This is a genomic window from Streptomyces sp. NPDC045678, from assembly GCF_056432085.1.
Map to the genome: position 1 here is coordinate 92,804 of NZ_JBWKJS010000009.1, position 24,356 is coordinate 117,159.

Consider the following 24,356-nt stretch of genomic DNA (forward strand, 5'->3'; position numbering starts at 1 on the left):
TCCAGGAAGAGGTGAAGGGCGGATGTGAACGACGGTGGCCACCGCTGCTGTGCGCATAGTTGGTCCAGACCATTCAACTTGTCAAGACGCTCAGCGCGTTCGTCCTGAAGTCGAGACCGCCGGCCGCGCCGCTGATCTCGTAGCCGAACTGCACGTCACCGATGGTCTCGTTGCCCATCCAGCCCTTGGTGTTCTTGATCCACTTGAGGATCGGCAGGACGTCGACCGTCCCGGCCGACGAGTCGGAGGTGCGCAGGAACGAGAAGACCTCGTTGCTGCCGTTGCTCCCCTTGTGGACCTCCCAGGTGTGACCGCCGAGCTTGACGGTCCCCTGCGGGGTGCCGAGCGGGCCGACGTTGCCGTGCCGGTTCACCCACAGCATGATCTCGTAGTCGTAATCCGTGTCCCAGATGTCGTACGAGGAGTTGTAGTCCCCCGCCGCGGGCACCGTGACGTTGTACGAACTCTTCAGCGACTTCAGCGAGTCGACCGGCTTCCCGACCACCTTCTTGGCGTTGGGGTAGGACTTGATGCCGCTGGTGTTCGGGTGGTCCGCGCGCACGCTCCACTTGGTGCCCGAGTCGGCGGTGAGGCACTGGCTGCCGGCGCCCGAGCCCCAGATGTTGTTGTAGAGGGTGTAGCCGTTCAGGGTGGTGTTGCCCCACTGGTCGCAGGTCGACCAGACGGCGGCCCGGGCCGGGGCGGACGTCAGCCCGAGGGCCACGCCCGCGGCCAGGGCGGGGGCGAGCAGCAGGCGGGTCAGGGCGGTGCGGCGGGGGTGTCGTCGTCCCATGATTCTCTCCAGGGGTGGGGGAAGGTGACCGCGGGCTCAGGGAGAGCACGCGGGGTGTGCGTCCTCGCGGAGTACGGCCACCGCGTACCGGCCGAGGGTGATCGCGCCGTCGGCCGTGTCGCCGGTCAGCAGGTCGTGGTGCCGGCCCGGGAGCGGGACGGTCACCTCGTCGCGGCCGTGGTGCAGGAGGAAGAGCAGGTCGCCGCGGCGTACGGCCTCGACTCCGCGGGGGAGGCCGGCGGGCGGAGGCCGTACGCCTGCCTCGGTGGCGGCGCGTTCGAGCAGGTCACGCAGGGCGTCGGGTGCGGGGAGCGTGGACACGTACCAGGCGCGACCGCGGCGCAGCACCGCGGGCAGCCCGTCGAGCTCGCCGCCCCGGTAGGCCGCGACGGTCACCGCCTCGTCGTCGGCCGTCAGCTCCTCCGACCAGAGCGTGCCGGTGAACCCGTCGCAGTCCACGCGCTCGTCGGCGTCCAGCGGCCACCACTCGTGGAGGGTCCGGATGCCGAACAGCGCGCGCAGCCGTGCGTCGATTCCGTCGGGCCGCACCCGGTCGTCGCCGTCGCCCACGCCCGTGAAGAAGCCGCAGACGACGGTGCCACCTGCCTGTACGTAGGCGATGAGGTTGTCGATCGCGGTGTCGGTGAGGAGGTAGAGGTGGGGCAGGACGACCATGCGGTACGCCGACAGGTCGTGCGTCGGGTGGGCGAAGCCGGCGGGCAGGTTCGCCTCCCACAGGGCGCGGTGCCAGGCGCGCAGGAGCTCCGCGTGGTCGAGCAGGGAGGAGGGACGGCCGTCCTGCTGCCCGGCCCACCACGACTCCCAGTCGTGCAGGAGCGCGATGTCGGCGGGCACCCGCGCGCCCGCGATCCGCGGGCCGACCCCGGCGAGCTCCGCACCGATCTGCCGGACCTCCTTAAAGGTGCGGCCGTCCTCGCCCGCGTGACCCACCATCCCTGAGTGGAACTTCTCCGCGCCCTGCCGGGACTGGCGCCACTGGAAGTAGCAGACGGCGTCGGCGCCGCGGGCCACGGCCTGCCAGGTCCAGAGGCGGTTCAGCCCGGCGGGCTTGGGGTGGTTCACGCCCCGCCAGCTGACCGGCCCCGCCGCCTGTTCCATCAGCATCCAGGGGCCGCCGCCCGCCTGGGAGCGCGTCAGGTCCTGCACCATCGCCCCGTACTGGCCCGCCTCCGCGTCCTTCGGGTCGGGGTACAGGTCGACCGACACCACGTCCTCCTCCGCCGCCCACTTCCACCCGTCCTGTCCCTGCCACAGCGGCATGAAGTTGGTGGTGACCGGGAGGTGCGGGGTGTGGGCGCGGACGATGTCGCGCTCGGCGGCGTAGCACTCCATGAGCGCGTCGGACGTGAAGCGCTTGAAGTCGAGAACCTGGGCGGGGTTCTTCGTGTAGTGCGTCCGGCGGGGCGGCAGGACTCCCTCCCAGGTGTCGTACACCTGACCCCAGAAGGCAGTGCCCCAGGCGGAGTTGAGGGAGTCGAGGCCTCCGTACCGCCTCCGCAGCCAGCGGCGGAACGCGGCTGCCGCCTCGTCACCCCAGTCGTAGGTGCAGTACTCGTTGTTGATGTGCCACATGGTGAGCGCGGGATGGTGCGCGTACCGGGCTGCCAGCGCCTCGGTGATGGCGGCCGCGTGGCGGCGGTAGACGGCGCTGGAGTGCGCGAAGTGCTGGCGCGAGCCCCACCGTTCGACGTGTCCGTCCTCGTCGCGCGGCAGCGTCTCGGGGTGCAGCCTGCCCAGCCACGGCGGGGGAGAGGCGGTCGGGGTGGCGAGGACGACGCCGATGCCGTGCTTGTGCATCAGGTCCATCACACGGTCGAGCCAGTCGAACTCCCGTGCACCCGGCCGAGGTTCGATCTTCGCCCACGAGAACACGCCGAGCGTGACGGTGGTGACACCGGCCTGCTCCATCAGGCGTACGTCGTCGTGCCAGACCTCCTCGGGCCACTGCTCCGGGTTGTAGTCGCCGCCGAAGAGCACGCGGCCACGGGTGACGTCCCGGAGGGTAGGCATCGGCGAGGTCATCCCTTCACCGCGCCGGTCAGCATGCCCTGCTTGAAATGCCGCTGCACGAACGGCGCGAGAGCGGCCACCGGGATGAGCGCGAGGACCATCACGGCCATCTGGATGGCGAGCGGCGACAGATGGCCCGTGGTGATGGCCTGGCCGAGGCCGGTCGGTTTCTGCTGCTTCAGGACCAGCTGCTGCATGACGTTCTGCAGCGGCAGCATGTCCGGGTCACTCAGGTAGATCGAGGCGTTGAACCAGGCACTCCAGTAACCCACCGCGTAGAAGAGGGTGATCACGGCGAGCACAGCGCGCGAGAGCGGCATCACGATCCGCCACAGGATGCGCAGGTCCCCGGCCCCGTCGATGCGGGCGCTCTCGACCAGCTCCTGCGCCGTGCCCATGAAGAACGCGCGGAGGACGAGGATGTTGAACACGTTCACGGCGCTCGGCAGGACCAGGGAGAGGTACGTGTCGGTCAGGCCGAGGCCCTGCACCACCAGGTACGTGGGGATCAGCCCCGCGCCGAAGAACATCGTGGCGACGATCAGCAGCAGGATCGGGCGGTGCAGCACGGAACCGGGCCGCGAGAGGCCGTACGCGCACAGCACCGACACGACCATGCTGAACAGCGTCCCGAAGACCGTGACGCCGACGCTGACCAGCGCGGCCCGTGACACCTGGCCGCCGCTGAGCAGTTCCTGGTAGTGGATGAACGTGACGCCGCGGGGGACCACCACGAGGCCGCCCGCATCGGTGATGGTCCGCACCGAGGAGAGGCTGGTGACGACGACCACCCACACCGGGAAGAGCACGGCCAGACAGACCAGCGCCAGCGTCACACCCTTGGCGGCGAGTCCCGCCCGGGTCGGCGGCTCCTCCCACACCGGGCGCAGACCGGTCCGGCTGCCGGGCCTGATGCCGAAGTTCAGCACGTTCAGAGCACTCACCGCTGGTACACCCCCTGCTCGCCCATGAGATGGGCGGCCTTGTTGGCGCCGAGCACGAGCAGGAGGCCGAGGACGCCCTTCACGATGCCGATCGCCGCGCCGTAGCCGAAGTTGCCGTTGTCCAGGCCGGTGTTCCAGACGTACGTGTCGAGCACCTCGGAGGCGGCTGCCCCCACCGCGGCCCGCTGGAGGAGGATCTGCTCGAAGCCGACCGTGAGCGCGTTGCCGACCTGGAGGACCAGGAGCAGGGCCACCACGGGGCGCAGCGCGGGCAGCTGGATGTGCCAGATGCGGCGCCAGCGGTTCGCGCCGTCCATCGCCGCTGCCTCGTACAGATCGGGGCTGACGGCGGCGAGCGCGGCGAGGAAGACGATGACGCCCCAGCCCGCGTCCTTCCAGATCATCTCGAAGGTGACCAGGAACTTGAACAGGCCCGGGTCGGTCATCAGGTCGAAGCCCTCGTGCCCGCGGTCCCGCAGCACCTGCGCGACCAGGCCCGCCCCGCCGAACATCTGCTGGAAGACGGTGATGACGAGGACCCAGGAGAAGAAGTGCGGCAGGTACAGGATCGCCTGCGCCACGGCCCGCACGCGCGGCCGCACGAAGCTGTGCACGAACAGCGCGAGCGCGATCGGCACCGGGAAGAACAGGGCCAGCTGGATCGCGAAGATCGCCAGGGTGTTCCTGACCGCCTGCCAGAACAGCCGGTCGTCCATCATGTGCCGGAAGTGCTCGAAGCCGATCCACGGGCTCCGCGACATCGCCTGGAACGCGTTGTCCGCGATGTACGGGTCGTAGTCCTGGAAGGCGACGACGTTGCCGAGCAGCGGCACGTACGTGAAGACGAGGAGCAGGAACAGCGCGGGCAGCACCATGAGGAGGAGCACGCGGTCCCGGCGCAGCCGGTGGCGGAGCGGGACGCGCGGCGCGGGTGCCTTGCGCGGTTTCGCGGTGCGCGGTCCCGCCGTGCGCGCTCGTGCCGTGTGCGGCGGGGGTGCTGCCGGGGCCGTCGCGACGTCCGGGCGAACGGGGCGAGTGTCCGCCGTGCCGTGCGCCGTCATGTCAGGACGCCGCATCGCCGGACGTGTCGAGCAGCTTCTTGTACCAGTCACGCAGCTTGTCGCCGCCGCCCGACCTCCAGTCCGCCACCGCCCGCCGCACGTCGGAGACCTTCTTGCGGCCCCGCACGACGTCCTTCTCCAGATCCTCGAACTCGGCGTTCAGCTCGGTGTACCGGTTCGGCTCGATGATCATCATGCCGTGGAACAGAGGCTTCTTCGTGTGCGCGCCCTGCCGCTGCTGCCACCCGACCATGCCCTTCGTGACGTCGGGCAGGTCGGCGTAGGCGACGAAGGGCGCGGGCGACGCGAGGTACTCGTACGTCGAGAAGACCTCGTCGTTGCCCTTGCCGTTCTTGGTGAGGACGCCGTCCTCGAACGTGTGGTGGACGCCTTCGACGCCGTACATGCGAAGCCGCTGCTCCTTCGAACCGTAGGGCGCGGCCGTGAAGTTGGCGAGGGCGAGAATGTCGCGGACCGTCCTCTCGTCGGCCTTCTCGCTGATGAACGTCCAGATGTCGGCGGGCGGGCGCGCGTACAGGGTGGGGGCTCCGCCGTCGGAGGCGAAGTAGTCGAACGCCTCCATCCGGAACTTCTCGTCGTCGACGCGCTGCACGGCGGCCTTGCCGTACCAGTCGGACAGGTCCTGGCAGTACATCCACACCTTGCCGGCGGCGCACAGGTCGCCGATGCTGCCGGTCTCGGCCTTCGCGTCGGGGTGCACAAAGCCCGCCGCGTAGAGCTTGCGCGACCACTCCAGGGCTTCGAGGTACTCGTCGGTCTCGTAGCGGTTGACCAGCTTGCCGCCGACGAGCTTCCAGTAGTACGGCTTCTCGGGCAGCACCCCGAAGACGTTCCAGGCCGCCCACGTCATGTCGCCGCACGCCCACACCCTGCTCCTCGGGGCGTTGAGCTCCTTGCACAGGTCGTAGAACCCCTGGGCGCTCGTGGGCGCTTCGAGACCCTCCTTCTCGAAGAGGTCGGTTCGGTAGAAGGGGGCGATGTTGGTCGTGGTGGCGGCCGGCATCGGCAGGCCGCGGAGCTTGCCGCCGAAGACGGAGCGCTGCCAGGCGCCGGTCGGGATCGCCGCGAGGTTCGGATACTTCTTGACCTTGTCGCCGCTCAGGTAGGGCCCGAGATCGGCGAACTTGTTGGCGATGGCGCTCGGTATCTTGCCGGTGAGCTCCCAGCCCGGCACCACGACGGCGTCCGGGACGCGGCTCGAGGCGAGGACGGCGCCCAGCTTCTGGCCGTACGTGTCGCCCTGCTGGTTCCGCCATGTGACGTGCACACCGGCGGCCTTGTCCATGGCCGTCCAGTACGGGTTGCCCTGCTTGGGGACGTTGCCCCAGATGGGGGCCATGACGGTGAAGCGGCCGCCCTTGCCGAGCCGCTCCGGCACCGACACCTTCAGCCGGTCCGCGGGCAGCGCCTTGGTGTAGCCCGCCGCCGAACCGTTCTCGGCGGGGATGTCCGGCGTGCCGACGTCCGACGCGACGTACGCGGGCAGCAGGTCCTTCAGCTTCTTCCCGGTCGTGGTGCCCTCGTTGTTCGAACCGCTGCCCCCGCACGCCGTCAGCAGCGGGGCACCGCCCGCCAGGGCCAGCGCGGCGAGCCCCGACGAGGCGAGGAAACCTCTGCGGCTCGGACCGGGCCCGGGGGAGGGGAAGTTCGGCGTCATTGCGTCAACCCTTCGTGGGACGCGGATATGCGAAGCGTTTCGAAGCGCTTCGATGCCGAGCGAGAGTAGGTGAAGGCTCGGTCCGGGACAAGGCTGCGGACACGAATCGCCTTACGCTGGGCGGGTTTTGCCGTTGTCGTCGCCGACGTGGAACGTCTGCTACGTGGTGGTCCTCACCTTGACATGGACGCCATCGAACACCGAGCATCGAAGCGCTTCGAAGGATGCTCCCGCACCTTCCGATGTGCCCGCCGCCCGCCGAGGGGACCCCCACGTGACCGAGAACCCGCCACCGTTCCGCGACCCCGGACTGCCTCCGGACGAGCGCGTGGACGATCTCCTCGCACGGCTCACCGCCGACGAACGCGTCGCGCTCCTGCACCAGTTCGCGCCCGCCGTCGAGCGGCTCGGCGTCGCCGCGTTCCGCACCGGTCAGGAAGCCCTGCACGGTGTCGCCTGGATGGGCCCCGCCACCGTCTTCCCGCAGGCCGTCGGGCTCGGCGCGACCTGGAACGACGAACTGGTACGGCGTGTGGGCGAAGCCGTCGGCACCGAGGCGCGGGCGATGCGCACGCGCGACGACCGCGTCGGCCTGAACCTCTGGGCCCCCACCGTGAACCTCCTGCGCCACCCGCTGTGGGGCAGGAACGAGGAGGGGTACGCGGAGGACCCGCACCTCACATCGGCCCTCGCCGTCGCCTACACGCTCGGCCTGCGCGGCGACCACCCCACGCGGTGGCGCACCGCCCCCGTGCTCAAGCACTGGCTGGCCCACAACAACGAGACGGACAGGGACACGTCGAACTCCTCCGTGCGTCCGCGCGTCCTGCACGAGTACGACCTGCGCGCCTTCCGCGCCGCGGTCGAGGCGGGGTCGGTCGCGGGTGTGATGCCCGCCTACAACCTGGTCAACGGCCGCCCCAACCACGTATCGCCGCACCTGCGCGAGCAGTTGCGCCGCTGGACCGACGAGGAGCTCCTCGTCTGCTCCGACGCGGGCGCGCCCAGCAACCTCGTGGACTCCGAGGAGTACTTCGACACACACGAGGAAGCGACCGCCGCCGCGCTCCTCGCTGGTGTCGACAGCTTCACCGACCACGGCACCGACGCGACGGTCGTCGTCGGACGTCTTCAACGCGCCCTGGCGGCAGGGTTGGTGTCGATGTCGGACATCGACGCGGCCGTGCGCAGGCACCTGTCCCTGCGGCTGCGACTCGGTGAGTTCGATCCGGACGGCGGACCGTACGCGGACGCCTCCCCGGACGACATCGACACCCCGGCACACCAGGAACTCGCCCGCGAGGCCGCCGAGCAGGCCGTCGTGCTGCTCAAGAACGACGACGGTCTGCTCCCGCTCGCCGAGGACACCCGGATCGCGGTCGTCGGCCTGCTCGCGGACGCCTGCAAGACCGACTGGTACAGCGGAACCCTGATCCGCCGCAGCAGCGTCCTCGACGGGCTCCGCGACCGCTTCGGCGCCGACCGCGTGACCTTCGCGGAGGGCGTGGACCGGGTGCGGCTGCGGTGCGGGGCGGGCTGGCTGCGCGTGCCGCGGTCCGACGCGGGGGAACGGACCGGGGAAGCGGTCGGCGCCCTCGATCCCGCGCTGGTCGCGGGCCGCACGGACCTGCCGCCGCTGACCGTCTGCCAGGACCCGTCGGACGCCGCGGAGTTCGCGCTCGCCGACTGGGGCGGCGGTGTGCTGACGCTGCGGGCGAGCGACGGCTGTTACCTCTCGGTCGCCGAGGACGGCTTCGTGCGCGCCTCGGCGGACCGGCCGGGCGGCTGGGTCGTGCAGGAGACGTTCGGTCTTGTGGAGCACGGGGACGGGTACCTCGTCGAGCACGCGGGGACGGGTGGGTACGTCTCTGTCGCCGCCGGTGCGGTGAAGGTTGCCGCGCGAGAGGAACTTCTTCCGGAGGGCGACGGGAGCGTCTTCGCCGCCGGGAGCGTCTTCACCGTCGAGGTCCTGGAGCGCGGCGAGGACGCCGTGGCGCGGGTCGCCGCCGACGCGGACGTCGTGGTCGTCGTCGCGGGAAACGATCCGCACATCAACGGGCGCGAGACCCAGGACCGGACGACCCTCGCCCCGCCGCCGCACCAGGAGCGGCTCCGGCGGGCCGCCCACCTGGCCAACCCGCGCACCGTCCTCGTCCTGACCTCCTCCTACCCCTACGCCGTCGCCGAGGCCGACGCGGAACTCCCCGCCCTCCTGTGGACGGCACACGGAGGACAGGCCGCGGGCACCGCGCTCGCCCGGACACTCGCCGGTGACGTCTCGCCGGGCGGCCGGCTCCCGCAGACCTGGTACGCGGCCGACGCCGACCTTCCCGACCTGCTGGACTACGACATCATCGGCTCACGCCAGACCTACCTGTACAGCGAGGACCGCCCGCTGTACCCGTTCGGGCACGGCCTGAGCTACGCCGCCTTCGCCTACGGGGACCTGGAGACCGCACGGGAGGGTGAGCTGATCCGGGTCGCCTTCACCGTCACCAACACGGGGGCCGTCGCCGCGGACGAGGTGGCCCAGCTCTACGTACGGGCACCCCGGGACGCCGGGGCGGGCCTCGTGCTGCCGCGCCGACGCCTCGTCGCGCACCGCCGCATGCGTCTCGCGGCAGGGGCGGCGGAGCGTACGGCCTTCGAACTGCCGGTGGCCGAGCTGGCGTTCTGGGACGTGCGGCACGACCGTTGGGCCGTGGCACCGGGACCGTACGAGGCACTGGTCGGCGCCTCCAGCGAGGATGTGCGGCTCACCGCGTCCGTCGAGGTCGACGGGGAGCCGATCGCCGCCAGGCCGGTACGGAGGGACGGCCTGGCGGCCAACGGCTACGACACGCAGCAGGGCACCGAGATCGTCGACCGCACGAAGACGTCGGGCGACGCGGTACGTGCCCTGGGCGACGGAGCGGGCGAACTGCGCTTCCACGACTGCGATTTCGGCACCGGAGTGGATGCCGTGTCCGTCGAGGTCGCGGGCGAGGGCGCCGTCGACCTCATCGCGGGCAGCACCGCCACGACCGTCACGGTCCCACCGACCGGCGGGACGTACGAGTACGCCCACCACGGTGCCGTCTTCGCCGCCTCCGGCACAGAGGACCTGTGCGTCCGCCTGCGCGGTCCCGTCCGGCTGGCCCGCATCACCTTCATGGCGGACGACGAAGGCCGGAGCGAGGGCGTGGCATGAAATTCACCGACGGATTCTGGCTGATGCGCGACGGGGTGCGGGCCTCGTACGCGACCGACGTGCGCGAAGTGCGGGAGAGTGAGGCGGGGTTCACCGCGTACGCAGCCGTCAAGAGGGTGCGGGAGCGCGGCGACACCCTCAACTCGCCGCTGATCACGGTTGATTGCTTCTCGCCCGCGGAAGGCGTGATCGGTGTCCGGGCGACGCACCACGCAGGGAGGGCCCACCACGGGCCGGACTTCACCCTCCTCGCGAGCGAGGGGGCCGCGACCACCGCCGACGTCCCCCGCATCCGCCGCGGGGGCACCGTCACCGAGCTGACCAGCGGCCCACTCACCGTCCGCCTGGACAGCGCGGCCCCCTGGGGTCTGGAGTTCCTCGACGGCGACGGGCACGTCCTGACCGGGGTCGGGCGGCGCGGCACGGGATTCGCCACCACCCCGGACGGCGTCCATCACATGATCGGGCAACTAAGCCTCGGTGTGGGCGAGTTGATTTACGGCCTCGGTGAGCGCTTCACCCCGTACGTCAAGAACGGCCAGAGCGTCGACATCTGGCAGGCGGACGGCGGCACCAGCAGCGAGCAGGCCTACAAGAACATCCCCTTCCACCTCTCCTCGCGCGGCTACGGCGTCTTCGTCAACCACCCCGGCAAGGTGTCCTACGAGATCGGCTCCGAGTCCGTCGGCCGACTGCAGTTCAGCGTCGAGGACCAGTCGCTGGAGTTCTACGTCATCGCGGGACCCACCCCGAAGGACGTCCTGCGCCGCTACACCGCCCTCACCGGCCGCCCCGCCCTGCCGCCCGCCTGGTCGTTCGGGCTCTGGCTCACCACCTCCTTCTGCACCCCGTACGACGAGGCCACCGTCACCGGCTTCGTCGACGGCATGGCGGAGCGCGGCATCCCGCTCAGCGTCTTCCACTTCGACTGCTTCTGGATGCGCGAGCACCAGTGGACCGACTTCCGGTGGGACCCCGACGTCTTCCCCGACCCGGAGGGCATGCTGCGCAGACTCCGCGAGCGCGGACTCAAGGTCAGCGTCTGGATCAACCCCTACATCGCGCAGAAGTCGCCGCTGTTCGCCGAGGCCGCCGCCGAGGGCTTCCTCGTCCGGCGCCCGAACGGCGACATCTGGCAGTGGGACCTCTGGCAGCCCGGCATGGCGCTCGTCGACTTCACCCACCCCGGCGCCCGCGCCTGGTACGCGGCGAAGCTGCGCGCCCTGCTCGACCAGGGCGTCGACTGCTTCAAGACCGACTTCGGCGAACGCGTCCCCACGGACGTCGTCTGGCACGACGGCTCCGACCCGCACCGCATGCACAACTACTACACGCAGCTCTACAACAGCACCGTCTTCGAGCTCCTGGAGAAGGAGCGCGGCACTGGCGACGCGGTCCTCTTCGCCCGCTCCGCGACCGCCGGCGGCCAGCAGTTCCCGGTGCACTGGGGCGGCGACTGCTTCGCCTCGCTCGGCGCCATGGCCGAGTCGCTGCGCGGCGGCCTGTCCCTCTCCCTGAGCGGCTTCGGGTTCTGGAGCCACGACATCGGCGGCTTCGAGGGGACCCCGGACCCGGCGGTCTTCAAGCGCTGGCTCGCCTTCGGCCTGCTCTCCTCGCACAGCCGCCTGCACGGCAACGTCTCCTACCGGGTGCCGTGGGCCTTCGGCGAGGAGGCGGTCGACGTGGCACGGAGGTTCACGCGCCTGAAGCACCGGCTGATGCCCTACCTGTACGGGGCGGCCGCCGAGGCCCACCTCGACGGCGTGCCCGTCATGCGGCCCATGCTCCTGGAGTTCCCCGACGACCCGGCGTGCCGCACGCTCGACCGGCAGTACATGCTCGGCCCCGACCTGCTGGTCGCGCCCGTCTTCAGCGTGGAGGGCGACGTCGAGTTCTACCTCCCCGAAGGCACCTGGACACACCTCCTGACCGGCGAGACCGTCCAGGGCTCCGGCTGGCGGCGCGAGACCCACGGCTTCGACAGCCTGCCGCTGTACGTACGGCCCGGCGCCCTGCTGCCGCTCGGCGCCGACGAGTGCCGTCCGGACGGCGACTGGCTCGACGGCCTGACCCTGCTGGTGACGCCGGAGGCACCCGGCCGCACGGAGGCCGCCGTCACCGTTCCCGACCACGAAGGGCGGCCCGCGGCGGTCTTCCGCGCCACGCGGCAGGGCACCGGCGTCCGCGTCCTCGCATCCGGCACCCGGCGGCCCTTCGGGGTGCGGACGGTGGACGGCCGAGCCACGGCCCACGGCGTGGGGGAGGTGACGCTGACCGATGCCCGCACGGACGGAGAGACCCGCTAGCGCGACGGGGACGGACGCGGACGCGGAGGCCGAGTTCCACGCGTTCTTCGAACGGCACTACGCCGAGCTCGCCCGCCTCGCCCACCTGCTGACCGGCGAGGCCGACGGCGCGGACGACCTGGCGGCCGACGCGCTCCTCGCGCTCTGGCACCGCTGGGACCGGGTGCGGGCCGCCGACCATCCGGCCGCGTACGCCAGGGGCGTCGTCGCGAACATGGCGCGCAGTCGCATCCGCAGCGCCGTGCGCGAGCGGCGCCGCATCACGCTGTTCTGGTCGGGCCGCGACGAGGGCGTCGCGGACCCCGACGTACCTGCGGTCGTCGACGTGCGGGAAGCGCTGCGCGCGCTGCCCTTCCGCAAGCGGGCCTGCGTGGTCCTGCGGCACGCCTTCGACCTGTCGGAGAAGGACACCGCACAGGCCCTCGGGGTCTCGGTGGGTACGGTGAAGAGCCAGACGTCGAAGGGCATGGCTGAGCTGCAACGACGCCTCGGCCCGTACCCCGCGCTCGCCCGGGTGCGCGCGGTCGTGGCGGACACGGGGGGAAGCACATGAGGGACGACGGACACGACGACGGCGTGCGCGAGAAGCTGCGCGGCGCGGCCCGGGCGCACCGGCCCGACCGCGAGCGGATGCTGGCGCGCATCGAGCGCGGCATGGCCGAGGGCGAGCGGGCCGATGGCCGCTCGAGGACCACCCGCTCCCGGGCGGGCGGCGCGTCCTGGCTGCGGGTGGTGAGCGCGACGGCGGCCGTGGCCGGGGTCTGCGCGGTCGTCGGGTACGGGGTGGCGGTCGCGCTGCGCGACGGCGGGTCACCGCAGTCCGTGGCCACCAGCACGTCGTCCGGGCCGGCGGCCGCGTCACCGGAGCCGACCGGCACGCTCGCGCCGCCGACGCGCCGCCCGAGCGTGCCGCCTGCGAAGTCGCCGGGCGCGGACGAGGGCGGGGAGCCGTCGGGGTCCTCGTCCCGCGGGCCGTCGGGGAGTTCGGGGCCCCCGAAGGGCAGCGGCAAGCCCGCGGCGCCCGACGACCCCGCGGCGTCCGCGAAAAGGGTGCCGGCCGACCGGCTCCTGTGGGCGGACGGGTCGATCGACCCCGGCTCCAGTGCGTACTGGTCGCAGAGCGACATCACCGTCAAGGCGAAGAAGCCGCTGACCGCGCTCACCGTGGAGGTGCGCGTCGCCGGGAGCGGGAAGGCCGACGCCACCGGCGACTGGCGGTCGCTGCCCGAAGAGGACTTCGACGTGTCGGTGACGGAGCGGGACGGTGACCTCGTCTACCGGTGGACGCTCAGGCGGGGCCGCACGGTGCCGGCCGGTGAGCACGTCTTCGCGGGGCAGTTCAACCACCCGGCGGGCAAGCGGGACGCGGGCGACGACACGTACGAGATCCGAGCGGGCACCTCCGGCGAACGGACGGTCTGGCGGGGGGACTTCGCGTGACACCGTGACGCCTTGAGCCGTGAGGTCGTGAGTCCGGAAAATAATTCCCGCCCGGCGGCAACCCCTTCCCGGTCGGCGGAGACCACACAGCGGAGACGGGCTCCCCCCGAGCACGAGGAATGGGACTCATGACATCACGAGCTGAACTGCGCAAGGGCCGCAAGCGGCGCCTGACCACGCGCCGGGCCATCGGCGCGGCGACCGCCGCGCTGGCACTGACCGGCGCGGGGATCGCGACGAACAGCATGCTGTCGCCCGCGGGCGCGGCCACCGCCTGGCCCGAGGCCAGGGGCGAGGCGCCCACGTCGAAGACCATCGAGGTCTCCGGCACCCGCGACGGAGGCCTCAAGCGTTACTACGGCACCGGCGACCTCGGCGGCGACGGCCAGGACGAGGGCCAGGACCCGATCTTCAAGCTGAAGGACGGCGCGGTCCTCAAGAACGTCATCATCGGCGCCCCTGCCGCCGACGGCATCCACTGCCAGGGCAGCTGCACGCTGCAGAACGTGTGGTGGGAGGACGTCGGCGAGGACGCGGCCACCTTCAAGGGGACGTCGGCGAACGCGACGTACACCGTGTACGGCGGGGGCGCGCGGAAGGCCGACGACAAGGTCTTCCAGTTCAACGGCGCGGGCAAGCTGGTCGTGACCAAGTTCCAGGTCTCCGACTTCGGCAAGCTGGTGCGCTCCTGCGGCAACTGCTCCAAGCAGTACCGGCGGACGATCACCGTGAACGACGTGGACGTCACCGCGCCGGGCAAGTCGATCGTCGGCATCAACACGAACTACGGCGACACGGCGGCGCTGCGCGGCATCCGCATGCACGGCGACAGCAACAAGAAGATCGCCACGTGCGACCGGTTCACCGGCAACAACACCGGTGACGAGCCGACCAAGACGGGCTCGGGCCCCGACGGCACGTACTGCAAGTTCACGGCCTCGGACTTCAGTTACGAGTAGAGGCCCGCGCGCCCGATTCTGCGCGAGACGTTGACGTGCTCAGAACTACTGCCTAAGTTTCCGTTCGTAATCCTGACCATTGTCCGAAATATCGAACGATATAGAGGCGGTAGAGATGGCGATGGCGTGCACGCGGCGGAGATTCGGGTTCACCGTGGGGGCGGTGGGCGCCCTGCTCGCGGGGGCGCTCGCCGCGAGCCCCGGCGCGGCGGGGGCCGGCCCCGGCGGTCCCACGGACTACACGATCGACGTCGATACGACCCGCACCGGCGCGAAGATCGACGACTCGATGTACGGCGTCTTCTACGAGGACATCAACCGTGCGGCCGACGGCGGGCTCTACGCGGAGCTCGTGCAGAACAGGTCCTTCGAGTACAGCACGGACGACAACACGTCCTACACCCCGCTCACCTCGTGGGACGTGGACGGCACCGCGCGGGTCCTGAACGACGGCGAGCGCCTCAACGCCCGCAACCGCACCTACCTCTCCTTGGGCGCCGGTTCATCCGTCACCAACTCCGGTTACAACTCCGGCATCGCGGTCACCCGGGGCAAGCGGTACGACTTCTCGGCCTGGGCCCGCACCGACGTGCCGACGCGCGCACCGCTGACCATCGGCCTCAGGGACTCCGCCGGCGACCTGGCCACGGCCCGTCGCGTCACCGCGCGCGGCGGCTGGGCGAAGTACGAGGCCTCGTTCACCGCCACCCGCACCTCCGCCAACGGCCGCCTCACCGTGCGGGCAGACGCCCCCGTCGCCCTCGACATGATCTCCCTCTTCCCCCGCGACACGTACAAGGGACGCCCGAACGGCCTGCGCAAGGACCTCGCCCAGAAGATCGCCGACCTGCGTCCCGGCTTCCTGCGCTTCCCCGGCGGCTGCCTGGTCAACACCGGGAGCCACGAGGCGTACGACGAGAAGTCGGGCTGGCAGCGCAAGCGTTCCTACCAGTGGAAGGACACCATAGGGCCGGTCGAGGAACGCGCCACGAACAGCAACTTCTGGGGATACAACCAGAGTTACGGACTCGGCTACTACGAGTACTTCCAGTTCGCCGAGGACACCGGCGCCATGCCGCTGCCCGTCGTGCCCGCCCTGGTCACCGGCTGCGGCCAGAACAAGGCCACCGACGACGACGCACTCCTGAAGCGGCACATCCAGGACACCCTGGACCTCATCGAGTTCGCCAACGGACCCGTGACGAGCCAGTGGGGCAAGAAGCGCGCCGAGCTGGGCCACCCCAAGCCCTTCCACCTCACGCACCTGGCGGTCGGCAACGAGGAGAACCTGCCCCACGAGTACTTCGCCCGCTTCAAGCAGTTCCGAGCGGCCGTCGAGGCCGAGCACCCGGACATCAGCGTCGTCTCCAACTCCGGCCCCGACGACAGCGGCGCGATCTTCGACACCGCCTGGAAGCTCAACCGCGAAGCGAACGTCGACATGGTCGACGAGCACTACTACAACAGCCCCCAGTGGTTCCTGGAGAACAACGACCGCTACGACTCCTACGACCGCCAGGGCCCGAAGGTCTTCCTCGGCGAGTACGCCTCCCAGGGCAACCGGTTCTCCAACGCGCTCTCCGAAGCCGCGTTCATGACCGGCCTGGAGCGCAACGCCGACGTCGTGAAGCTCGCCTCGTACGCGCCGCTGCTCGCCAACGAGGACTACGTGCAGTGGAAGCCGAACATGATCTGGTTCGACAACGACCAGTCCTGGGGCTCGGCCAACTACGAGACGCAGAAGCTCTTCATGCGCAACGTCGGCGACGAGGTCGTGCCCTCCACCGCCACCGGCACCCCGGCCACCTCAGGACCGATCACCGGCTCCGTCGGCCTCTCCACCTGGGCGACCAGCGCCGCGTACGACGACGTGAAGGTGACGGGGGCAGACGGCAGGACTCTCCTGACCGATGACTTCTCGGCCGGTGACAGCCAGTGGAAAAAGGCGTCGGAAAAGGGTAGTTGGGCCGTACGGGACGGCGCGTACGTCCAGTCCGACGAGGCCGCCGAGAACACCCTGGTCACGGCCGGCGACACGGGCTGGCAGAACTACGACCTGAACGTGAAGGCCACCAAGAAGGCGGGCAAGGAAGGCTTCATGGTCGCCTTCGGCGTCAAGGACACCGGCAACCACTACTGGTGGAACGTCGGCGGCTGGAACAACACCCGGTCGGCGGTGGAGAAGACCACCGACGGCGCCAAGCAGACGATGGTCGAGGACGGCACGACCGTCGAGACGGGCCGCAGCTACGACCTGCGCGTCGAGGTGCGCGGCCGCCAGGTGACGTTCTACCTCGACGGCAAGAAGTGGGGCTCCTTCACCGACGACAAGCCCGCCGAGCCCTTCCGCCAGGTCGTCACCCGCGACAAGGCCACGGGTGAACTGATCGTCAAGGTCGTCAACGCCCAGGCGGCGGAGGCCCGCACGCAGATCGGCCTCGGCGAGGGCGCGCGCGTCGCGCCCGAGGCGCGGGTGACCACGCTGACGGCCGACCCGGCCGCCGAGAACACGAAGGACGCCCGGCCCGTCGCACCGAAGACGTCCACCTTCAAGGGCGTGGACGGCACCTTCTCGTACACCTTCCCCGCGCACTCGGTGACGTTCCTGCGGATCAAGACGAAGTAGCCCCTCCCTCCTCGAAAGGCGCCCGACCACATGAACCCCGACCGCAGACTCCTCCTGAAGAGCGCGGCCCTCGCCGCCGGCGCCCTCGCCGCCACCCCCGCCACGGCCCGCGCCACGACGCCCGGCGCCGCCCGTCCGGCCCCCTACGCCAACCCCCTGGTGCGGCAGCGCGCCGACCCGCACATCCACCGCCACACCGACGGCCGCTACTACTTCACCGCCACTGCCCCCGAGTACGACCGCATCATCCTGCGCCGCTCCCGTACCCTGCGCGGCCTCGCCACCGCCGAGGAGGCCGTCGTCTGGCGCAAGCACGCGAGCGGCGACATGGGCGCGCACATCTGGGCGCCGGAGATCCATCACATCGACGGCAAGTGGTACCTCTACTTCGCCGCCGCGCCCGCCGACGACGTGTGGAAGATCCGCATGTGGGTCCTGGAGAACTCCCACCGCGACCCGTTCAAGGGGACCTGGACGGAGAAGGGGCGCATCGTCACCGCCTGGGACACGTTCTCCCTGGACGCGACCACGTTCACCCACCGCGGATCCCGCTACCTCGCCTGGGCGCAGTACGAGCCCGGCATGGACAACAACACGGCCGTGTTCCTGTCGCGCATGGCCAACCCATGGACGCTGACGGGCCATCAAGTACGGCTCACCACGCCCGAGTACGACTGGGAGTGCGTCGGATTCAAGGTGAACGAGGGCGCGTCGGTCGTCCAGCGCAACGGGCGCGTCTTCATGACGTACTCCGCGAGCGCCACCGACGCCAACTACTGCCTGGGTCTGCTCACCGCGGACGCGGGCAGCGACCTCCTCGACGCCGCGTCGTGGAGGAAGTCCCCGAGGCCGGTCTTCACCAGCGACGAGAGGACCGGGCAGTACGGCCCCGGCCACAACTCGTTCACCGTCGCCGAGGACGGCCGCACCGACGTCCTCGTCTACCACGCCCGTCAGTACAAGGACATCACCGGCGACCCCCTGAACGACCCCAACCGGCACACCCGCGTCCAACGCCTGGGCTGGAAGCCGGACGGGACGCCGGACTTCGGCGTCCCGGTCGCGGACGGAAGAGTCGCAGGCGGCTGAACCTCTCAGCGCGCCGAGAAGGCGTGCACCGTGCTCGACCGGTAGGTCTCCCCGGGCCGCAGCACCGTCGAAGGGAACGACGGGTGGTTCGGGGAGTCCGGGAAGTGCTGGGTCTCCAGGCAGAGGCCGTCGCCCTGGCGGTACGTGCGGCCCGAGGGACCCGTCAGGGTGCCGTCGAGGAAGTTGCCGGAGTAGAACTGGACGCCGGGCTCGGTCGTGGCGATCTTCATCGTACGGCCGGAGTCCGGGTCCCGCAGGGTCGCGAAGTGTTCCGGGCGGCGGGTGATGCCCTTGTCCAGGACCCAGTTGTGGTCGTACCCCTTGGCGGTCACCAGCTGCGGATGCGCGACGCGGATGTCCTCGCCGACGGTCTTCGCGCGCCGGAAGTCGAAGGGCGTGCCCGCCACGGCTGCCAGCTCACCCGTCGGGATCAGACCCGCGTCCGTCGGGGTGAAACGGCTTGCGGCCAGGAGGAGTTCGTGGTCGTAGATGCCGCCGCTGCCCTCGCCCGCCAGGTTGTAGTACGCGTGGTTGGTGAGGTTCACGACGGTCGCCCTGTCGGTCGTCGCCGCGTAATCGACGCGCCAGTCGCCGTGCGGCGTGAGGGTGTACGTCACCTTCACGCGGAGTGTGCCGGGGTATCCCATCTCGCCGTCGACACTCACGTACCGCAGGACGAGACCGACCCCCGACGGGCCGGTGAACGGCTCCACGTCCCACACCCGCGTGTTGAAGCCCTTGGCGCCACCGTGCAGGCTGTTCTCGCCGTCGTTGACGGAGAGCTGGTGCGTGGTGCCGTCCAGGGTGAAACGGCCGCGCGCGATGCGGTTGCCGTAGCGGCCGATGAGCGCGCCGAAGAACGTGTCCCCGGCGACGTACGCCTCGACGGTGTCATAGCCGAGGGAGACGTTCGTGTACCGGCCGCGCCGGTCCGGCAGTTCGAGGGACTGGACGATGCCGCCGTACGACAGGACCTTCATCCGTGTGCCGCCGTTCGCCAGCGACCAGCGGTACACCTTGGTGCCGTCGGCGAGTCTGCCGAAGAGCTCCTTCGTGGGGCGGGCGCCGTCCGTCGCGTACGACGTGCCGCCCGCGACGGTCGCGGTGATGCCGGCCGCGGCTGCCGCCGCCAGCACGGTGCGTCTGCTCGTTTCCATGTGCGTCTCCAGAGAGGGGAGTCGGGGAAGGGCTAGCGGCCGACCTTGCGCTTGTTCCAGACGTCGAAACCGACCGCCGCCAGCAGCACGAGGCCCTTGATGACCTGCTGGTAGTCCGTGCCGATGTTGACCAGGGACATGCCCTGGTTGAGCACGCCGAGGACCAGACCGCCGATCACGGCGCCCATGACCGTGCCCACGCCGCCGCTCATCGACGCGCCGCCGATGAACGAGGCCGCGATCGCCTCGAGCTCGAAGTTCAGGCCCGCCTGCGGCGTGCCCGCGTTCAGGCGTGCCGCGTAGACGCAGCCCGCGAGGGCGGCGAGCACGCCCATGTTGACGAAGATCAGGAAGGTGACGCGCTTGTCCTTGACGCCGGACAGCTTCGCCGCCGCCTTGTTGCCGCCGAGCGCGTACACGTGCCGGCCGATGACCGCGTTGCGCATCACATAGCCGAGCCCGATCAGCAGACCGCACATGATGAGCAGCACCACGGGCACACCGCGGAAGCTCGCGAGGGTCAGGGTGAAGGCGACGACGGCCGCGGTGATCGCCACCAGCTTGGCCACCCACAGGCTCGTCGGCGTGACGTCCAGGTCGTACGCCAGCTGCTGCTTGCGGCTGCGCCACTCGCGGAAGACCAGGAACACGATCGTCGCGAAGCCGATCACCAGCGTCGGGTTGTGGTACTGCGTGTACGGGCCCATCTCCGGGATGAAGCCCTTGGCGATGTTCTGGAAGCCGTCGGGGAACGGCGACAGCGACTGGCCCTCGAGCACGATCTGGGTCAGACCGCGGAACAGCAGCATGCCGGCGAGCGTCACGATGAACGACGGGATGCCGACGTACGCGATGAAGAAGCCCTGCCACGCGCCCGCGACCGCGCCGATCAGCAGCGAAAGGACGAGCGCGAGCACCCACGGCATGTCGTGCTTGACCATCATCACCGCCGACATGGCGCCCACGAAGGCGACCAGCGAGCCGACGGACAGGTCGATGTGGCCCGCGATGATGACGATCATCATGCCGATGGCCAGGATCAGGATGTAGCCGTTCTGCTGGATCAGGTTGGACACGTTGCTCGGCAGCAGCAGGACGCCGTCCGACCAGATCTGGAAGAGGATGACGATGAAGGCCAGGGCGATGAGCATGCCGTACTGGCGCATGTTGGAGCGCACGCTCCGCAGCAGCAGCTCGCCGACGGACTGCCGGGCGGGTGGCGCGGACGCGGTGTCGCGCGCGGGCTTGGTCGTGGTGGTCATGGCGGAGGCCTCAGCTTCTGTTCTTGGTCATGTGGCGCATCAGGAGTTCCTGGGTGGCGTCCGCACGGTCGACCTCACCGGTCAGCCGGCCCTCGGCCATCGTGTAGATCCGGTCGCACATCCCGAGCAGCTCGGGCAGTTCGGAGGAGATGAAGAGCACCGCCTTGCCGGCCGCGGCGAGCCGGTCGATGACGGTGTAGATCTCGTACTTCGCGCCGACGTCGATGCCGCGCGTCGGCTCGTCGAGGATCAGCACCTCCGGGTCGGCGTGGATCCACTTGCTGAGCACGACCTTCTGCTGATTGCCGCCGGAGAGCCGCCCCACCTGCTCGAACACGGTGGGTGCCTTGATGTTCATCGACTTCCGGTAGCGCTCGGCGACGGAGCGCTCGTGGTGCCCGTCCACGAAACCGTCCTTGCGCCGCATGCCGGGCAGCGAGGCCAGGGAGATGTTGCGGTTGATGTTGTCGATGAGGTTCAGGCCGTACTGCTTGCGGTCCTCGGTGACGTACGCGATACCGGCGTCGACCGCCGCGGGTACCGTCTTCGTCACGACCCTGCGGCCCCCGACCGACACCGTGCCGGTGACGTACTGGCCGTAGGAGCGCCCGAAGACCGACATCGCGAGTTCCGTGCGGCCCGCGCCCATCAGACCCGCGACGCCGACGATCTCGCCGCGCCGCACGGTCAGCGACACGTCGTCGACGACCTTGCGCTGATGGTCGACCGGGTGCCGCACCGTCCAGTTCTCGACGGAGAGGGCGAGCGACCCCGCGTCCTCGCCCTCGTAGGGCGTGCGGTCGGGGAAGCGGTGGTCGAGGTCGCGGCCGACCATGCCGCGGATGATGCGGTCCTCCGACAACTGCGGCTCGCTGTCCGGGCGTTCGCGGACCGTGAGCGTCTCGATGGTCCGCCCGTCGCGCAGGATCGTGACCGAGTCCGTGATGGCCCGGATCTCGTTCAGCTTGTGGGAGATGATGATGCTGGCGATGCCCTGCTCGCGCAGCTCCACGATGAGGCCCAGGAGCTTCGCGCTGTCCTCGTCGTTGAGCGCGGCGGTCGGCTCGTCCAGGATCAGCAGTTTCACCTCCTTGGACAGCGCCTTCGCGATCTCCACCAGCTGCTGCTTGCCCACCCCGATGTCGGCGACCGGCGTCTGCGGCTTCTCGTCCAGACCCACCCGCTTCAGGAGCGCGCTCGCCCTGCGCAGCGTGCCGTGCCAGTCGACGAAGCCACGGCTGCCCTGCTCGTTGCCGAGGAAGATGTTCTCGGCGATGGACAGATGAGGGACGAGGGCGAGTTCCTGGTGGATGATGACGATGCCGCGGCGCTCACTGGCCCGGATGTCCTTGAAGGCCATCCGCTCGCCCTCGAAGTGGATCTCGCCGTCGTAGCTGCCGTGGGAGTGGACGCCGCTGAGGACCTTCATCAGCGTGGACTTGCCCGCGCCGTTCTCGCCGCAGATCGCGTGGATCTCCCCGGGCCGCACGGTCAGGTTCACGTCGGAGAGCGCCTTGACGCCGGGGAACGTCTTGGTGATCCCGCGCATCTCCAGGACCGGGCGGCTCACTTGAGCTGCCCGGCGGTGAAGTACCCCTCTTCGACGAGGAGGTCCGTGTTCGACTTGTCGACGCTGACGGGGTCGAGCAGATAGGACGGCACGGTCTTCTTGCCGTTGTGGTAGCCCGTGGTGTTGTTGACCTTGGGCTTCCTGTCGTGCAGGACGGCGTCGCCCATGGCCACCGTCTGCGCGGCCAGTTTGCGGGTGTCCTTGAACACCGTCTGCGTCTGCTCGCCGCGGATGATGGACTTCACCGACGCGAGCTCCGCGTCCTGCCCGGTGATCACCGGCAGCGGCCTGCTCTTTGAGCCGTACCCCGCGCTCTTCAGCGCCGAGATGATGCCGAGTGAGATCCCGTCGTACGGCGAGAGGACCGCGTCGACCTTCTGCGTGCCGTAGTTCTTGCTGATCAGGTCGTCCATGCGCTTCTGCGCGGTGCCGCCGTCCCAGCGCAGGGTGGTGGCCTGGTTCATCTTCGTCTGCTTGCTGCGGACGGTGAGCCTGCCGCTCTCGAAGTACGGCTTCAGCACCTTCATGGCGCCGCTCCAGAAGTACTTCGTGTTGTTGTCGTCCGGCGACCCCGCGAACAGCTCGATGTTGTACGTGTCGCCGGACTGGTCCTCCGGCTTCCCCAGCTTGAGCTTGTCGACGATGTACTGCGCCTCCAGGCGGCCGACGCGCTCGTTGTCGAACGACGCGTAGTAGTCGACGTTCTCCGTGCCGAGGATGAGCCGGTCGTACGAGATCACGGGGATGCCCGCGTCGTGCGCCCGCCCCAGGACGTCGGTCAGCGCGGAGCCGTCGATCGCGGCGACCACCAGAAGACTGCGCCCCTTGGTGATCATGTTCTCCAGCTGGGCGACCTGGTTCTCGACCTTGTCGTCGCCGTACTGCAGATCGGTCTTGTAACCGGCCTTCTGGAACTGCTTCGCCATGTTCTCGCCGTCGGCTATCCACCGCTCCGACGACTTGGTGGGCATCGCGAGGCCGATCGTGGCGCCCTCTCCGGCATCCGGCTTGTAGCGGCTGCCGCCCTTCGCCTCCTGGCCGCAGGCGGTGAGCGCGCCGAGCAGGACGGCGGCGGTCACCACGGCGGTAAGGCGGGTACGTCCGCGGATGGTCACGGGTCAGCTCCCTTCGGGGAAGCGGTTCAGGTCGCCGGGCAGCCGGGAGCCGAGCGGCGACATGCCCGCGCCGGCGCCGTGCCGGGCGAGCAGGTCCAGGGCGAGCCGCCCGCGGCGCACGCGCTCACGGGCGGTGTCGAGAGTGACGTCGCGCAGGTGGGCGCCGTAGGGATAGATGGCGGGCGCCTTCGCGAGCCCGAACTTCAGGTAGAGGGGCGCGCCGCGCCGTATCAGCTCGGCGATCTCGTACATGCGGATGTAGCCGCCGAGGTCGTCCGGCGCCTCGACGTACATGTCCATCGGAGCCGCCGACACCCGCCGGATCTCCGTGAGGTGAGCGAGCGTCAGGTCGCTCGGCACGTTCAGCGAGTCCGCGCCGAGCCGCTCGTACACCGCGTACGCGGCAGGGTTGACCGGGCCGATCAGCGCCGACACCTTCAACGTCGTGCCGGCCGGGATGATGCCCGCGGTCCTGGCCCGGTGCAGCGTCCACAGCACGCCCTCGTCGGCGACGAGCAGGCACTTCACACCCAACTGCGTGGCGCGCACGGCGTCTTCGACGCATCCGGCGACGGCGTCGTGGCCCCGGGCGCGCAGCCCGGCACCGTGCGAGTCGGTGCGCACGGAGGCACCGGTGTCCCAGGTGCCGCGCGGTCCGGTGAACAGACAGAGCTCGATGTCGCGCTCGGCGGCCGTCTCCACCATCTCGGTGATCTCGGCGTCGGACAGCATCCACACGCCGCTGCCCTGGCTGATGCGGTGGATCGGCACGTCGAGCCGCGCGGACTCCTTGAGCACGACGCCGAGCGCCTCGGGCCCTTCGACCGAGGGAATCTCGACCCGCCAGGTGCCCCCGTCCGGGAAGGCGTGCGGGGAGGCGTCGGCGGGATCGGGGGAGGGGGCGGAGAGCCCGAGGGCGGCGAGGGCGGGTTCGCCGGGCTTTCGGGGGCGGGAGGGGGATGTGTCGGTCACGGCTGTCCTTCTTGATCAGGTCGTTCGAAATGTCGAACGGTGTTCGCTTCATGGGGTATGCATCGGTATCGCCGCGCATGACGTGGGGCGGCACGGTGTCGTACTCAGGGGCGCGCGGGGGCTGTCACATGTGCGGCTCCGCCGCGTGGGCGCGACCAGCCAT

At 70.1% G+C, this 24,356-nt stretch carries 17 protein-coding genes; 7 read left to right on the forward strand and 10 right to left on the reverse strand.

The window, feature by feature from the left end:
- Positions 1 to 73: 73 nt before the first annotated feature.
- The 5 genes from AC07DO_RS29360 to AC07DO_RS29380 are packed head-to-tail and all read right to left on the reverse strand — an operon-like array spanning position 74 to position 6,507.
- On the reverse strand, positions 74 to 793 hold the full coding sequence (locus tag AC07DO_RS29360; protein ID WP_479063739.1) for a glycoside hydrolase family 12 protein: 720 nt from the start codon (positions 791 to 793) through the stop codon (positions 74 to 76).
- Positions 794 to 829: 36 nt separating this feature from the next.
- Positions 830 to 2,824 carry a beta-galactosidase gene (locus AC07DO_RS29365; RefSeq protein WP_479063740.1) on the reverse strand — a complete coding sequence of 665 codons (1,995 nt, stop codon included), beginning with the start codon at positions 2,822 to 2,824 and terminating at the stop codon, positions 830 to 832.
- An 8-nt stretch (positions 2,825 to 2,832) separates the two neighbouring features.
- On the reverse strand, positions 2,833 to 3,768 hold the full coding sequence (locus AC07DO_RS29370) for a carbohydrate ABC transporter permease (protein WP_479063741.1): 936 nt from the start codon (positions 3,766 to 3,768) through the stop codon (positions 2,833 to 2,835).
- The gene (locus AC07DO_RS29375) at positions 3,765 to 4,844 is read right to left on the reverse strand and encodes an ABC transporter permease (RefSeq protein WP_479063742.1); all 1,080 of its coding nucleotides are present in this window, start codon (positions 4,842 to 4,844) and stop codon (positions 3,765 to 3,767) included. Before AC07DO_RS29375 ends, AC07DO_RS29370 begins: the two co-directional genes overlap by 4 nt.
- The gene (locus AC07DO_RS29380) at positions 4,831 to 6,507 is read right to left on the reverse strand and encodes an extracellular solute-binding protein (RefSeq protein WP_479063743.1); all 1,677 of its coding nucleotides are present in this window, start codon (positions 6,505 to 6,507) and stop codon (positions 4,831 to 4,833) included. Before AC07DO_RS29380 ends, AC07DO_RS29375 begins: the two co-directional genes overlap by 14 nt.
- Positions 6,508 to 6,781: 274 nt before the next feature.
- Here AC07DO_RS29380 and AC07DO_RS29385 point away from each other — a divergent pair, with 274 nt between their 5' ends.
- The 7 genes from AC07DO_RS29385 to AC07DO_RS29415 all read left to right on the forward strand — a co-directional run bounded on the left by AC07DO_RS29385 (position 6,782) and on the right by AC07DO_RS29415 (position 18,117).
- Complete coding sequence (locus tag AC07DO_RS29385; RefSeq protein ID WP_479063744.1) at positions 6,782 to 9,697, forward strand: glycoside hydrolase family 3 C-terminal domain-containing protein; 2,916 nt, start codon at positions 6,782 to 6,784, stop codon at positions 9,695 to 9,697.
- Positions 9,694 to 12,003 carry an alpha-xylosidase gene (gene yicI, locus AC07DO_RS29390; protein WP_479063745.1) on the forward strand — a complete coding sequence of 770 codons (2,310 nt, stop codon included), beginning with the start codon at positions 9,694 to 9,696 and terminating at the stop codon, positions 12,001 to 12,003. The genes AC07DO_RS29385 and yicI overlap by 4 nt, the downstream gene beginning before the upstream one ends.
- Complete coding sequence (locus AC07DO_RS29395; protein WP_479063746.1) at positions 11,975 to 12,556, forward strand: SigE family RNA polymerase sigma factor; 582 nt, start codon at positions 11,975 to 11,977, stop codon at positions 12,554 to 12,556. The genes yicI and AC07DO_RS29395 overlap by 29 nt, the downstream gene beginning before the upstream one ends.
- On the forward strand, positions 12,553 to 13,443 hold the full coding sequence (locus AC07DO_RS29400) for a hypothetical protein (protein WP_479063747.1): 891 nt from the start codon (positions 12,553 to 12,555) through the stop codon (positions 13,441 to 13,443). The genes AC07DO_RS29395 and AC07DO_RS29400 overlap by 4 nt, the downstream gene beginning before the upstream one ends.
- 128 nt (positions 13,444 to 13,571) lie before the next feature.
- A complete protein-coding gene (locus tag AC07DO_RS29405; RefSeq protein ID WP_479063748.1) occupies positions 13,572 to 14,402 on the forward strand; it encodes a pectate lyase in 831 nt (276 codons plus the stop codon).
- A gap of 121 nt (positions 14,403 to 14,523) precedes the next feature.
- On the forward strand, positions 14,524 to 17,028 hold the full coding sequence (locus tag AC07DO_RS29410; protein WP_479063749.1) for an alpha-L-arabinofuranosidase C-terminal domain-containing protein: 2,505 nt from the start codon (positions 14,524 to 14,526) through the stop codon (positions 17,026 to 17,028).
- 30 nt (positions 17,029 to 17,058) lie between these two features.
- Positions 17,059 to 18,117 (forward strand): glycoside hydrolase family 43 protein, encoded by a 1,059-nt coding sequence (locus tag AC07DO_RS29415; RefSeq protein ID WP_479063750.1) that lies wholly within the window; start codon positions 17,059 to 17,061, stop codon positions 18,115 to 18,117.
- 5 nt (positions 18,118 to 18,122) lie between these two features.
- Here AC07DO_RS29415 and AC07DO_RS29420 read toward each other — a convergent pair whose 3' ends face one another.
- Genes AC07DO_RS29420 through AC07DO_RS29440 form a run of 5 tightly spaced genes read right to left on the reverse strand, consistent with a single transcriptional unit; the run spans position 18,123 to position 24,193 of the window.
- Positions 18,123 to 19,274: an aldose epimerase family protein gene (locus AC07DO_RS29420; RefSeq protein WP_479063751.1), complete on the reverse strand. Its 1,152-nt coding sequence runs from the start codon at positions 19,272 to 19,274 to the stop codon at positions 18,123 to 18,125.
- 32 nt (positions 19,275 to 19,306) lie between these two features.
- Positions 19,307 to 20,536 (reverse strand): multiple monosaccharide ABC transporter permease, encoded by a 1,230-nt coding sequence (mmsB, locus tag AC07DO_RS29425; RefSeq protein ID WP_479063752.1) that lies wholly within the window; start codon positions 20,534 to 20,536, stop codon positions 19,307 to 19,309.
- Positions 20,537 to 20,546: 10 nt separating this feature from the next.
- Positions 20,547 to 22,106, reverse strand: a complete 1,560-nt coding sequence (gene mmsA / locus AC07DO_RS29430) for a multiple monosaccharide ABC transporter ATP-binding protein (protein ID WP_479063753.1) — start codon at positions 22,104 to 22,106, stop codon at positions 20,547 to 20,549.
- Positions 22,103 to 23,215 (reverse strand): multiple monosaccharide ABC transporter substrate-binding protein, encoded by a 1,113-nt coding sequence (gene chvE, locus AC07DO_RS29435; RefSeq protein WP_479064177.1) that lies wholly within the window; start codon positions 23,213 to 23,215, stop codon positions 22,103 to 22,105. The genes mmsA and chvE overlap by 4 nt, the downstream gene beginning before the upstream one ends.
- Positions 23,216 to 23,224: 9 nt before the next feature.
- Positions 23,225 to 24,193, reverse strand: a complete 969-nt coding sequence (locus AC07DO_RS29440; RefSeq protein ID WP_479063754.1) for a hypothetical protein — start codon at positions 24,191 to 24,193, stop codon at positions 23,225 to 23,227.
- Positions 24,194 to 24,356 lie beyond the last annotated feature (163 nt).